Below are 12799 nucleotides of genomic sequence, written 5' to 3'. Positions count from 1 at the left end.
ATGTCCGGCACCGCATCCGCTCAGGGCAGGCGGGCCAGCACCGGGCGCAGGGCGGCCGCCACGTCGGACGCCGTCACCGGGCCGCCCCGGGCCGCCTCACGGCCGGCCAGCCCGTGCAGGTACGCGGCCGCGGCGGCGGCCCGCTCCGGCGCCAGCCCGGCGGCGAGCAACGAGCCGAGCAGCCCGGCCAGCACGTCCCCCGTGCCTCCGGTGGCCAGCGCCGGCGTGCCGGTCGGGTTCACGTACGCCCGGCCGTCCGGCGTGCCGATCACCGTGCGGTCGCCCTTGAGCAGCACCACCGCGTTCATCCAGGCGGCCAGCCGCAGCGTGGCCGCCACCCGGTCGGCGCCCGGCGTCTCCCCGCAGAGCCGGGTGAACTCCCGGTCGTGCGGTGTGACCACGATCGGCGCGTCCCGCCGCCGCAGCTGCTCGGCGAGCGAACCGTCCACGAGCAGGGTCAGGGCGTCCGCGTCGAGCACGGCGGGAACCGGTGCCGCCAGCACGGCGCGCAGCTCGGCGGCGGCGTCCTCGCCGGTGCCGAGCCCCGATCCGCAGACCCACGCCTGCACCCGGCCGGCGTCGGCGACCCGCCCGGTGGCGATCACCGACGGGTGGTGGTGCAGCACCTCGTCGCGGGCCCCGCCCGCGTACCGGACCATGCCGGTCGGGCCGGCCGATGCTCCGGCGACCGAGAGCACCGCCGCACCCGGGTAGGTGGCGGAGCCGGTGGCCACGCCGACCACGCCCCGGCTGTACTTCTCCGTGGCCGCACCGAGCCGCGGCCACCAGTCGACCACGTCCGACCACTCGGTCACCCGGAGTGCCGGGCTGCCGCGCAGCCACGGCTCCAACCCGATGTCGACCAGCTCGACCTGACCGGCCAGTGCCGCGGCGGGACCCACCACCAGGGCCGGCTTCAACGCGCCGAAGGTCACCGTCACGTCGGCGCGTACGGCGCTCGGCCGGCCGTAGGCGGTGAGCGGCACGTGGCCCGTGTCCACCGCAACCCCGCTGGGCACGTCCACCGCGACCACCGTCGCCGGCGCACCGTCCCGCCCGCAGTGCCGCACCAGGCTCGCCGCGAGCTGGTCCGCCGTCTGCCGGAGGCCGCCGCTGCCGCCGATCCCGACGATGCCGTCGAGCACCAGGTCGACCCGGGCGGGTGGGCGCTCGACCAGCCGACCGCCCGCGGCGCGGAACGCCGCCAGGCCGTCGGCGTGCGCCCGGCCGGGGGTCAGCAGCAGGGCCGACACGGCCGCCCCGCGGCGCGCCAGGTGCGCGCCGGCGAGCAGCGTGTCACCGCCGTTGTCCCCCGAACCGACCAGCAGCAGTACGCGGGCGGCGTACACCCCGCCCCGGTCGGCGAGGAGCAACGCGCACCGGCGGGCCAGTCCGGCGGCGGCGCGCTGCATCAGCGTTCCCGGCGGAAGCGTGGCCATCAGACCCGCCTCCGCGGCGCGTACGTCCGCCACCCGCCACACCGGTCTCATCCGACTCCCGTCCCGTGCGAGGCGTGCCCGGCACGCCACCGATCAGCGTTCCGCGACCACCATCGCCGAGGCGATGCCACCGTCGTGCGACAGCGAGATGTGCCACCGGTTGACCCCCCGCTCGGCGGCCGCCGCCGCGACGGTGCCGGAGACGGTCAACCAGGGCCGGCCGTCCGGATCCGGCACGATCTCGCAGTCGTGCCAGCTCAACCCGGCCGGCGCGCCGAGCGCCTTGGCCACCGCCTCCTTGGCGGCGAACCGGGCGGCCAGCGACTCGGGCGAGCGCGGGTTGCCGGAGCCGGTGTACCGCTCGGCCTCGGTGAAGAGCCGGTCGGCGAGCAGCGGCGTCCGCGTGAGGGCCCGGGCGAACCGCTCCACGAGGACCACGTCGATGCCGACCGCGACGATCACGGGCCCACCCTACCGGCGCGGGCCGCCGCACATTAGCCGTCGACGCCGCCTGGGGCAACGCCTGTGGACAAGCCGGCGGTACGGCGGCGACCGGTCGTCCACAGGGCACGCGCGGCGGGGCCGGCGAACCCTAACGTTCCGCCCGTCCATGTCGACGACGTCACGGGGGCGACGATGAGCGAGGAGATGTTCAGTGTCCGGCCGGACGCGCTGCGCCGGAGCGCGTCCGGGCTCGCCGACGACGCGTACCGGCTGGCGCACGGGGTGGGCGGCGCGGCCGGGCTGGTGGTGCCGGCGCCGGAGTGGGCCGCCGGGACGGCGCTGGCCGGGTGCGAGGCGGCCGTGCACGCCTGGTTCGGGGGGCTGGGCGCGCGGGTGGCGGCCACCGCGGAGGCGGTCCGCTCGGCGGCCGAGGCGTACGACGCGGTGGACGACCGGGCGGCGGCCCGGCTGGCCGGGGCGCCCCGATGACGGCTCCGGCCGGGCCGGGGTACCGGGAGCTGTGGGCGGCCGACCCGGGGGCGTGGCGGGCGGCCGGAGCGGCCTGGTGCGCCGCCTCCGCGCTGGTCGAGCGCCGCGCGGGGGAGCTGACCGGGAGGGCCGCCGCGCTGCGGGACGCCTGGTCGGGTCAGGCGGCCGGTGCCGCGGCCGCCCGTCTCGGCGGGCTGCGCGGCGAGCTGCTCGCCGGCCGGCCCGGTATGGTCGAGGCCGACCAGGTGCTGGCCGAGTTCGCCGGCCGGCTCGCCACCGCCAAGGCGCGGCTCGACACGGCGGTCACGCTGGCCGACCGCTCGGGCGTGCGGGTGGACCGGCGCGGCCAGGTCAGCGCCGACCCGTCGCGCCCGGCGACGGCCGGCACCGGCCGGGCGGTCGCGGAGGTGGCCGCCGGGATCGGCGCCGCACTCGACGCGGCGCGGGCCGCCGACCGCGACGCCGCCGGTCGCCTTGCCGAGCTGGCCGGCGCGGCGGCATCCGGCTGGGTCGGCCCACCCCCGCCCGGCCGGCCCGGGGCCGATTCCACGCCGGTGGCGGTGCGGGCCTGGTGGGCGGGGTTGAGCCCGGCGCAGCGCCGGTGGCTGGTGGCGTACGAGCCGCAGCGGGTCGGCCGCCTCGACGGGGTGCCGGTGGCCGCCCGGGACCAGGCCAACCGGCTCCTGCTCGGGCAGCACCGCGAGGACCTGCTCGCCGAGCGGCGACGGCTGCTCGACCGGGTGCCGCCCGGGCCGCTCCGGCTGGCCGGGCTGCGCCGGGTGGACGCGGCACTCGCCGGGCTGGACGCGTTGGCCGGCCGCCTCGCGGCGCCGGAGGGCCCGCGGGCGTACCTGCTGACGCTGGCCACCCAGGAGGAGGGACGGGCCGTCGTGTCGCTCGGCAACCCCGACCGCAGCGACCAGGTGCTCACGTACGTGCCGGGCATGACGGCCGGCCTGGACGACGTGACCGGTGAGCTGGACCGGGCGGGCCGGGTCCTGTCCCGCTGCACGGCACTCGCCCCGGGCGAGGAGACCGCGGCGGTGCTCTGGCTCGACTACGACGCCCCGGACTTCCTCCACGAGGCCGCGTGGGCGGGGCGGGCGGGCGACGCCGGGCCGGCGCTGCACCGGTTCCAGGAGGGGCTGCGCGCCACCCACGACGGCGAGGACGCCCGGCTGACCGTGCTCGGGCACAGCTACGGGTCACTGGTCGTGGGCAGCACGGCGCGGGACCACGGCCTCGCCGCCGACGCCGTGGTCTTCGTGGGCTCGCCCGGCGTCGGGGTGGACCACGCCCGCGACCTGGGCCTGCCGCCGGGTCAGGTCTGGGCGAGCACCGCCGCGGACGACGTGATCCGGTTGGCGCGCCCCGCGGACGAGCTGCTCCAGCGGCCGCTGCTGGGCACGTCGCCGATCGGCGCGGCGGTCGCGCTGCTCGACGGGCCGGAGCGGGCCCTGTGGTTCGGGCGCGACCCGTCCGACCCGAGCTTCGGCGGGCGTACCTTCCCCAGCGGCCGGTACGGCCACACCGGCTACTGGGAACCCGGCAACCCGGCGCTCGACGGCATGGCGCGGGTGGTCCTCGGCCGGCCGTAGCCCGGACCTGCGACGGGCCCGCCGGACCGACGGAAGCGGTCGGGCGGGCCCGTCGTCGACTCACTCGACCGTGACGGACTTCGCCAGGTTGCGGGGCTGGTCGACGTCGTGGCCCCGGGCGGCGGCGATCTCCGCCGCGAGCACCTGCAACGGCACGGTCGTGACCAGCGGCGCGAGCAGCGTCGGCGTACGCGGGACGTAGATGAGGTGGTCGGCGTACCGGACCACGGCCTCGTCCCCCTCCTCCGCGATCACGATGGTCCGGGCGCCGCGCGCCCGCACCTCCTGGATGTTGGAGACGACCTTGTCGTGCAGCATGCCCCGGCCGACCGGCGACGGCACGATGCAGATCACCGGCGTGCCCTTGTCGATCAGCGAGATCGGGCCGTGCTTCAGCTCACCGGCGGCGAAGCCCTCGGCGTGCATGTACGCCAGCTCCTTGAGCTTCAGCGCGCCCTCCAGCGCCACCGGGTAGCCCACGTGCCGGCCGATGAACAGCACGGTCGGCTCGGACTTCAGCTCACGGCCCAGCTCGCGTACCGGCTCGATCCGGTCCAGCAGCTCGCGCAGCTTGCCGGGCATCTCCTGGAGCTGGGCGACCACGGCGCCGACCTCGTCGGCGAACTTGATCCCGCGCACCTGGGCCAGGTGCAGCCCGATCAGGTAACACGCGACGACCTGGGTGAGGAACGCCTTGGTGGACGCGACCGCGATCTCCGGGCCGCCGTGCGTGTACAGCACCGCGTCGGACTCGCGCGGGATGGTGGAGCCGTTGGTGTTGCAGATGGCCAGCACGCGGGCCTTCTGCTCCTTGGCGTGCCGCAGCGCCATCAGCGTGTCCATGGTCTCGCCGGACTGCGAGATGACCACGATCAGGGTGGACCGGTCCAGGACCGGGTCGCGGTAGCGGAACTCGCTGGCCAGCTCCACCTCGCAGGGGATGCGGGTCCAGTGCTCGATGGCGTACTTGGCGACCAGGCCGGCGTGGTAGGAGGTGCCGCAGGCCACGATGAAGATCTTGTCGACGTCGCGCAGGTCCTGGTCGCTGAGGCGGACCTCGTCGAGCATGATCTCGCCGGCCTCGGTGAGCCGGCCGAGCAGCGTGTCCGCAATGGCCTGCGGCTGCTCCTCGATCTCCTTGAGCATGAACCAGTCGTAGCCGCCCTTCTCGGCGGCCGACGAGTCCCAGTCGATGTGGAAGTCCTTGCCGGTGGCGGGCTGGCCGGCGAAGTCGGTGATCTCGATGGTGTCGCCGGTGATCAGGACGATCTGGTCCTGACCCAGCTCGATCGCGTCCCGGGTGTGCTCGATGAAGGCGGCGACGTCACTGGCGAGGTAGTTCTCGCCGTCGCCCCGGCCGACGACCAGGGGCGAGTTGCGCCGGGCGCCGACCACCGCGCCGGGGATGCCGGCGTCGACGGCGAGCAGGGTGAACGCGCCCTCCAGGCGCTGGCAGACCACGCGCATGCCGGCGGCGAGCAGCTGCGGCCCGTCCGGGTGGCCGGCGGCGCGCAGGTCGGCGAGCGCGGCGGCGAGCAGGTGCGCGGCACACTCGGTGTCGGTGTCGCTGGTGAACTGGACGCCGTCGGCCTCCAGCTCGGCGCGCAGCTTGGCGAAGTTCTCGATGATGCCGTTGTGGATGACGGCGACCCGTCCGTCGGGGGCCAGGTGGGGGTGGGCGTTGCGGTCGGTGGGGCCGCCGTGGGTGGCCCAGCGGGTGTGGCCGATGCCGGTGGTGCCGTCGCCGATGCCGATCGGGCTCGCGGCGCAGGACGCCGGGTCCTCGGCGGCCCGCTCGGACAGCACCTTCTCCAGGTTGGCCAGCTTGCCGGCCTTCTTCTCGGTCAGCAGCTCGTCGTCGCAGACGATGGCGACGCCGGCCGAGTCGTAGCCGCGGTACTCCAGCCGCCGCAGCCCGTCGAGCACGATGCCGAGTGCCGGGCGCGCGCCGGCGTAACCCACGATTCCACACATGGGTGGCAGCCTAACCCAGTTTCGCTCAGCGCGCGTGCTCGGAAGTCCAGTAAACGATCAGCAACTTTGAGCGAAGGGAGCAGGACGCTACGGAGAGTCACGAAACGCCATCAACGGGCTCGACGGGTTGAACCGGCACGGCGAGTCCGTAGGCTGGCGGGCGTGACGACCGCCCACGTCGATCCCCTGGTGGCCCGGATGCGCCCGTTCGGGACGACGATCTTCGCCGAGATGTCCGCTCTCGCCGTCCGCACCGGGGCGGTCAACCTCGGCCAGGGCTTTCCGGACGCCGACGGGCCGCCGGAGATGCTGGCCGCCGCGGCCGAGGCGCTGCGGACCGGCCAGAACCAGTACCCGCCGGGTCCGGGGACCCCCGCGCTGCGCGCCGCCGTCGCGGCCCACCAGCGCTGCTTCTGGGGGCTGGAGTACGACCCGGACGGCGAGATCGTGGTGACCGCTGGCGCCACCGAGGCGATCGCGGCGGCGATCCTCGGCCTCTGCGAGCCGGGTGACGAGGTGGTCTGCTTCGAGCCGTACTACGACTCGTACGCCGCCTCGATCGCCCTGGCCGGGGCGGTCCGGCGGCCGGTCACGCTGCGTCCCGGCGTCGACGGCCGGTACGCCTTCGACCCCGACGCGCTGCGTGCCGCGTTCGGGCCCCGCACCCGGCTGGTCCTGCTGAACTCGCCGCACAACCCGACCGGCAAGGTCTTCACCGCCGACGAGCTGGCCCTGGTCGCCGAGCTGTGCCGCGAGCACGACGCGTACGCGGTCACCGACGAGGTGTACGAACACCTGGTCTTCACCGACGCCGCATCGGCGCACGTACCCCTCGCCACGCTGCCGGGGATGCGCGACCGGACCCTCCGGATCTCCTCGGCCGGCAAGACGTTCTCCTGCACCGGTTGGAAGGTCGGCTGGGCGAGCGGCCCGGCCGCGCTCGTGTCGGCGGCACTGCGGGTCAAGCAGTTCCTGACCTTCGTCAACGCCGCACCGCTGCAACCCGCGGTCACCGTGGCTCTGGGCCTCGGCGACGACTACTTCACCGCGTTCCGCGACGGCATGCAGGCCCGCCGCGACCAGTTGGTCGCCGGCCTCACCGATGCCGGGTTCGAGGTGCTCGCGCCGGAGGGCACGTACTTCGTCACCGCCGACGTCACCCCGCTCGGCGGCCGGGACGGGGTGGAGTTCTGCCGGTCACTGCCGGAGCGTTGCGGTGTGGTGGCCGTACCGACCCAGGTCTTCTACGACGACCCGGAGGCCGGCCGGCGGCTGATCCGGTTCGCCTTCTGCAAACGTCCGGAGGTGCTGACCGAGGCGGTCACCCGGCTCCGCCGGCTCGGGACGGCACGGTGAGCGGCCAGCAGGCCGAACGGCTCCGGCGGTTGGCCGCGCTGCGGGGCTGCGACGTGGTCCTGTCCGGAGCGCGTCCGGCGACCGTCGGCGAGCGGCTGGACGCGATGCGGGCCGCGCTGCCCGAGGACACCCTCCCCGACGTGTACGGCGAGGGCGGTGTGGTCGAGCACGTCGAGCACCGGATCGCCGACCTGCTCGGTACCGAGACCGCCGTCCTCTTCCCCACCGGCACCATGGCGCAGCAGGTCGCCCTCCGCCACGGCGCCGAGGTGACCGGCCGGGACGCGGTCGCCCTGCACCCGCTCAGCCACCCCCTGGTCCACGAACGGGACGCGTACGCGGTGCTCACCGGCCTGCGTGCCGCCCGCACCCCGGACGGCGCCCGGTTCCCGACCGCCGAGGAGGTCACCGACCTCGGCGAGCCGTTCGGCACGCTGCTCCTCGAACTCCCGCTGCGGGACGCCGGGTTCCTGCTGCCCACCTGGGACGAGCTGGTGGCGGTGGTCGACGCGGGCCGCGCCCGGGGCGCCCGGGTGCACGTCGACGGCGCCCGGCTGTGGGAGTCGACCGTGCACCTCGGGCGGCCCGCCCCGGCGGTCACCGCCCTGGTCGACAGCGTGTACGTCTCGCTCTACAAGTCCCTCGGGGGTGTCTCCGGGGCGGTGCTGGCCGGCGATCCGGAGCTGACCGGGTACGCCCGCGCCTGGCGGCACCGCTACGGCGGGACGGTCTTCCAGCAGTGGCCGGCAGCACTGGCCGCGCTGCACGGGCTGGACCACGAACTGCCCCGCCTGCCCGGCTACGTGGCCCACGCCCGGCTGGTCGCCGAGACGCTCGCCACGATTCCCGGGGCCCGGGTCTTCCCCGCGCCACCGCACACCCACCAGTTCCGGTTCTGGCTGCCCTACCCCGCCGACGCGCTCAACGACGCCGCCCTCGCGCTCGCGGAGGAGGAGAAGGTCTGGTTCGTGGGCCAGTGGCGGGACACCGACGTCCCCGGGCTGGCGCTGGCCGAGGTGACGGTGGCCGACCCCGCCCTGGAGCTGGACGCCGACCAGATCAGCGACCTGGCCGCCCGCTTCCTGCACCGCGTGCCGACCAGCTGACCGCGGCCCCTGTTTTGCCGGGCGCGTGCACACCGGGGCGCGGGCCGCGTGCACACCGCGGCCTTGTCCTGCCCGGCGCGTGCCGTGCCAGGGGATGCGTGCACACCGCGGCCCTGCTCCGCCGGGCACATGCACTCCGCGGCCCTTTGGACCTGATGTCGTGGATGAATCAGCCCTGACTCGCCGACATGATGTCGCGGGCGAGTCAGCTCCAAAGCCTCCGTGCGCCGCACGCCCGGGCGCCGTGACGACACCGCAGTAGTGGGCCACGGCCCGCGCGCTGTCAGCGACGCCCGAGCGCTATCGGCACAGCCGCCGGCGTTGTCGGCAACGGGCCGAGCGATGTAGCGATGGCGCCGGACGTGGGCGACCGCCGGGCGCCGCAGCGACGGCACCCGGCGTCGGAATGGGCCGGCAGGGGCCGGTCAGGCGACCGGGCTGGCGGTGCGGACCTGCTCGGCGATCCGCTCGGCCACCGAACGGGCGGTCGCCTCGGTGCCGGCCTCGACCATGACCCGGACCAGCGGCTCGGTGCCGGAGGGGCGCAGCAGCACCCGCCCGGTCTCGCCCAGCTCGGCCTCGGCCCGCTCGACCTCGGCCCGCACGGCTGGCGCCGCGGCACCGACGGTGCGGTCGCCGACCGGCACGTTGATCAGCACCTGCGGCAGCCGGGTGATCACAGCGGCCAGCTCGGCCAGGGACTTCCCGGTCGCCGCCACGCGCGACATGAGGTGCAGGCCGGTCAGCACGCCGTCGCCGGTGGTCGCGTACGCGGGCATGACGATGTGCCCGCTCTGCTCGCCGCCCAGCGCGAGGCCGGACGCGCGCAGCTCCTCCAGCACGTACCGGTCGCCGACCTTGGTCTCGACCAGCCGGATGCCCTCGCGGGACATGGCCAGGCGCAGGCCGAGGTTGCTCATCACCGTGGCGACCAGCGTGTCGCCGGTGAGGGTGCCGGCCTCCCGCATGGCCAGCGCCAGGATCGCCATCAGCTGGTCGCCGTCGACCTCGTCGCCGTCGGCGGTCACCGCGACGCACCGGTCGGCGTCGCCGTCGTGGGCGATGCCCAGGTGCGCGCCGTGCTCGACGACGGCCTGGCGCAGCGCCTCGATGTGGTTCGAGCCGCACTCGTCGTTGATGTTGAGGCCGTCGGGCTCGGCGTGGATCGCGATCACCTCGGCGCCGGCCGCCTGGTACGCCGCCGGGGCCACCTCGGCGGCGGCGCCGTTGGCGCAGTCCACCACGACCTTGATCCCGTCGAGCCGGTGCGGGACGGTGCCCACCAGGTGCTGCACGTAGTGGTCGGCGCCGTCGAGCAGGTCGTGGACCCGGCCCACGCCCGCGCCGATCGGGCGCTCCCAGGCGGTGGTCGCGTTCGCCTGGACGGCCGCCTCGATCCGCATCTCGATCTCGTCCGGCAGTTTGTGCCCGCCGGCGGCGAACAGCTTGATGCCGTTGTCCGGCATCGGGTTGTGCGACGCGGAGAGCATCACGCCGAGGTCGGCCTTGGCCTCGGCGGTGAGGAACGCCACCGCCGGGGTCGGCAGCACGCCGACCCGGACGACGTTCGCACCGGCGCTGGTGAGGCCGGCCACCACGGCGGCTTCGAGCATCTCGCCGCTGGCCCGCGTGTCGCGGCCGACGACGGCCAGCGGGGGATGGCTCTTGTCCGACTCGGCGAGAGTGTGCGCGGCGGCCACCGCCACCGCGAGCGCCAACTCGGGCGTGAGATCCGCGTTCGCCCGCCCGCGTACGCCGTCAGTGCCGAACAACCGGCCCATACCCGCCAACCTCCGATGGAACTGCCGATGATGGAGAACGGAACGGCCGGGCCACCTCCCGTCGTGGGGGAGGCGGTCCGGCCGTCCGTCAGAAGTACAACGTGCAGCTGATGGTCAGCGCTTCGAGTACTGGGGAGCCTTGCGGGCCTTCTTGAGGCCGTACTTCTTGCTCTCCTTGACCCGCGCGTCCCGGGTCAGGAAGCCGGCCTTCTTCAGCGCGGGACGGTCGTCCGGCTCGCTGACGATCAGGGCCCGGGCGATGGCCAGCCGCAGCGCACCGGCCTGACCGGTGGTGCCGCCACCCCGCAGGTTCGCGATGACGTCGAACGCCTCGGCCTTCTCGGCGGTGACCAGCGGGTCCTTGATGAGCTGCTGGTGCACCTTGCTCGGGAAGTAGGCCTCGAGGTCCCGGCCGTTGCAGGTGATCTTGCCGGAGCCCGGCACGATGCGAACCCGGACGATGGCCTCCTTGCGGCGGCCCACGGTCTGGATCGGCCGGTCACCACGGGGCGCGCGGGCGACGGGCGCCGGCGCCTCGGTGGCCTCGGGGGCGACCTCGGTGGCGGTGATGTCGGTCATGCTGCTTCCTTCGCCCGCGCTCACTGCGCGATCTGCTTGATCTCGAACGGCACCGGCGACTGCGCGCCGTGCGGGTGCTCGGCACCGGCGTAGACCTTCAGCTTCTTGATGAGCTTACGGCCGAGCTTGTTGTGCGGGAGCATCCCCTTCACGGCCAGCTCGATGGCCCGCTCGGGACGCTTGGTCAGCAGCTCGTCGTAGCCGACCTGCTTCAGGCCACCCGGGTAGCCGGAGTGACGGTAGGCGATCTTCTGCTGCCGCTTGTTGCCGGTCAGCGCGACCTTGCCCGCGTTCACGATGACGACGAAGTCGCCCGTGTCGACGTGCGGCGCGAAAGTCGGCTTGTGCTTGCCGCGCAGCAGCGTGGCGGCGTGGGTGGCCAGGCGGCCCAGCACGACATCAGAGGCGTCGATGACGTGCCACTGACGCTCGATCTCACCCGGCTTCGGGCTGTACGTACGCACAGGTCTACCTTGTCTCGTCGTCGGTCTGGGGTCGCGCGCCGGGTGACCAGGCGCGCACGAACGACCAAGCGTACCTCAGGTGGCACGCCTCTAGATGTCGCACAACAGCAGGTAACGATACCCAACGCCGTGTGGGCCGGTCAAAACGGGGGTCCGGCGCGCACGCCGGACCCCCGCGGGGGATGAGCGGACTCACACCCGGGCACGCGCCATCCGCGCTCCCGGCCGCAGGTACGCCGCCCAGGTCACCACGATCATCACCAGGAAGAACCCGACATAGAACCGCAGAGCCGGCTGGATGCCCCCGTAGGTCGACTTCGCCCAGGCATAGCAGATCGGCACGAGGAACCCACCGAACGCGCCGACCGAGGAGATGATCCCCAGCGCCCCGGCCGCCTGGCGGCGCATCGCCAGCATGATCTCCGGCGTACCGCCCAGGTCCTCCCCCTTCACCTGGAAGATTCGGGAGATCATCCGGTAGGTCGAGCCGTTGCCGATGCCGGTCGCCACGAACAGCAGCATGAACGCCAGGAAGAAGACGCCCAGCCGGCGCTCCTGCACCGACCACAGCGCCAGGTACGCCCCGCCGGCCATCAGGACGAAGCTGGCCACGGTGATGCGCGCGCCGCCGATGACGTCGGAGAGGCGGCCGCCGAACGGCCGGCAGATCGAACCCACCGCCGCGCCCAGGAACGCCCAGCTCAGCGCGATGTCCGGCCGACCGAACACGCCGTTGAGCAGGGTCGGGAAGGCCGCCGAGTAGCCGATGAACGAGCCGAAGGTGCCGATGTACAGGAACGACATGACCCAGGTGTCCCGGTGCCGCAGCGACGACCAGACCGGCCGGACGTCCGCCTTGGCCTCGACCAGGTTGTCCATGAACAGGTACGCGCAGACCGCCGCGATCACCGCGAGCGGGATGTACATCAGACCGGCCCGGGCCAGCGCGAGCCCGCCACCGAGCACGATCACCTGGGGCACCAGGAACTGCACCACCGCGACGCCGATGTTGCCGCCGGCCGCGTTCAGGCCGAGCGCCCAGCCCTTCTCGCGTTCCGGATAGAAGAACGAGATGTTCGCCATGCTGGAGGCGAAGTTGCCGCCGCCGAAGCCGGCCGTGGCGGCGATCAGCAGCAGCGGCACGAACCCGATCTCGGGATGCTGGACCGCCCAGGCCAGGCCCGCGCACGGGATGATCAGCAGCAGGGCCGAGACGATGGTCCAGTTGCGGCCGCCGAAGACCGGCACCGCGAACGTGTACGGCAGCCGCAGCAGCGCGCCGACACCGCTGGGCACGGCGGTCAGCCAGAGCGCCTGGCTGGTGGTCAACGTCCAGCCGACGTCGTCGAGCCGGACGACGACGATGCTCCAGAGCAACCAGACGGAGAAGCCGATGTGCTCGGCGAAGATCGAGTAGATGAGGTTGCGCCGGGCGATCCCCCGGCCGACGGTCCGCCAGAAGTGGCCGTCCTCCGGGGCCCAGTGCCCGATCCACCGGCCCGGCCGGCGTTGCAGGTCGATCTCCTCCGCTGTCGTCTCGGGCACGCTCGTCGTCGTCATCAGGCGCTC

11 protein-coding genes are annotated in these 12799 nt (G+C 74.2%); 4 read left to right on the top strand and 7 right to left on the bottom strand.

The features are described 5' to 3' along the window. Positions 1–20 precede the first annotated feature (20 nt). Complete coding sequence (locus ACN26Y_RS11515) at positions 21–1490, bottom strand: NAD(P)H-hydrate dehydratase (protein WP_422734697.1); 1470 nt, start codon at positions 1488–1490, stop codon at positions 21–23. Positions 1491–1532: 42 nt separating this feature from the next. Next, on the bottom strand, positions 1533–1901 hold the full coding sequence (locus ACN26Y_RS11510) for a holo-ACP synthase (protein ID WP_155330281.1): 369 nt from the start codon (positions 1899–1901) through the stop codon (positions 1533–1535). A 174-nt stretch (positions 1902–2075) separates the two neighbouring features. Between ACN26Y_RS11510 and ACN26Y_RS11505 the strand changes: the two genes are divergently transcribed. Beyond that, positions 2076–2372: a type VII secretion target gene (locus ACN26Y_RS11505; protein ID WP_155330280.1), complete on the top strand. Its 297-nt coding sequence runs from the start codon at positions 2076–2078 to the stop codon at positions 2370–2372. Then, positions 2369–3970, top strand: a complete 1602-nt coding sequence (locus tag ACN26Y_RS11500) for an alpha/beta hydrolase (protein WP_155330279.1) — start codon at positions 2369–2371, stop codon at positions 3968–3970. Before ACN26Y_RS11505 ends, ACN26Y_RS11500 begins: the two co-directional genes overlap by 4 nt. 60 nt (positions 3971–4030) lie before the next feature. Here the strand turns inward: ACN26Y_RS11500 and glmS are convergent, their stop codons facing one another. Then, complete coding sequence (gene glmS / locus ACN26Y_RS11495) at positions 4031–5944, bottom strand: glutamine--fructose-6-phosphate transaminase (isomerizing) (protein ID WP_155330278.1); 1914 nt, start codon at positions 5942–5944, stop codon at positions 4031–4033. Positions 5945–6106: 162 nt separating this feature from the next. Here glmS and ACN26Y_RS11490 point away from each other — a divergent pair, with 162 nt between their 5' ends. Further along, complete coding sequence (locus ACN26Y_RS11490; protein ID WP_422734696.1) at positions 6107–7300, top strand: pyridoxal phosphate-dependent aminotransferase; 1194 nt, start codon at positions 6107–6109, stop codon at positions 7298–7300. Next, positions 7297–8406: a threonine aldolase family protein gene (locus tag ACN26Y_RS11485; protein WP_155330276.1), complete on the top strand. Its 1110-nt coding sequence runs from the start codon at positions 7297–7299 to the stop codon at positions 8404–8406. The genes ACN26Y_RS11490 and ACN26Y_RS11485 overlap by 4 nt, the downstream gene beginning before the upstream one ends. Positions 8407–8831: 425 nt before the next feature. Here ACN26Y_RS11485 and glmM read toward each other — a convergent pair whose 3' ends face one another. The 4 genes from glmM to ACN26Y_RS11465 form a co-directional block, all read right to left on the bottom strand. After that, complete coding sequence (glmM, locus tag ACN26Y_RS11480; RefSeq protein ID WP_155330275.1) at positions 8832–10187, bottom strand: phosphoglucosamine mutase; 1356 nt, start codon at positions 10185–10187, stop codon at positions 8832–8834. A 114-nt stretch (positions 10188–10301) separates the two neighbouring features. Then, entirely contained in the window at positions 10302–10766 is a 465-nt protein-coding gene (gene rpsI / locus ACN26Y_RS11475) for a 30S ribosomal protein S9 (protein WP_030501567.1), read from the bottom strand. 20 nt (positions 10767–10786) lie between these two features. Beyond that, complete coding sequence (gene rplM / locus ACN26Y_RS11470) at positions 10787–11230, bottom strand: 50S ribosomal protein L13 (RefSeq protein ID WP_091102704.1); 444 nt, start codon at positions 11228–11230, stop codon at positions 10787–10789. 192 nt (positions 11231–11422) lie between these two features. Continuing rightward, positions 11423–12790 carry a NarK family nitrate/nitrite MFS transporter gene (locus tag ACN26Y_RS11465; RefSeq protein WP_155330274.1) on the bottom strand — a complete coding sequence of 456 codons (1368 nt, stop codon included), beginning with the start codon at positions 12788–12790 and terminating at the stop codon, positions 11423–11425. Positions 12791–12799 lie beyond the last annotated feature (9 nt).

This window comes from Micromonospora sp. WMMD558 (assembly GCF_049315255.1).
Lineage (GTDB): Bacteria > Actinomycetota > Actinomycetes > Mycobacteriales > Micromonosporaceae > Micromonospora.
This window is presented reverse-complemented; position numbering and strand designations above follow the sequence as displayed.

Bases quoted from the DNA above. Each gene is read 5' to 3' on its own strand.
- ACN26Y_RS11465 (WP_155330274.1), bottom strand. From the start codon at position 12,790: ATGACGACGACGAGCGTGCCCGAGACGACAGCGGAGGAGATCGACCTG.
- glmS (WP_155330278.1), bottom strand. From the start codon at position 5,944: ATGTGTGGAATCGTGGGTTACGCCGGCGCGCGCCCGGCACTCGGCATC.
- ACN26Y_RS11500 (WP_155330279.1), top strand. From the start codon at position 2,369: ATGACGGCTCCGGCCGGGCCGGGGTACCGGGAGCTGTGGGCGGCCGAC.
- rpsI (WP_030501567.1), bottom strand. From the start codon at position 10,766: ATGACCGACATCACCGCCACCGAGGTCGCCCCCGAGGCCACCGAGGCG.
- ACN26Y_RS11515 (WP_422734697.1), bottom strand. From the start codon at position 1,490: ATGAGACCGGTGTGGCGGGTGGCGGACGTACGCGCCGCGGAGGCGGGT.
- glmM (WP_155330275.1), bottom strand. From the start codon at position 10,187: ATGGGCCGGTTGTTCGGCACTGACGGCGTACGCGGGCGGGCGAACGCG.
- ACN26Y_RS11505 (WP_155330280.1), top strand. From the start codon at position 2,076: ATGAGCGAGGAGATGTTCAGTGTCCGGCCGGACGCGCTGCGCCGGAGC.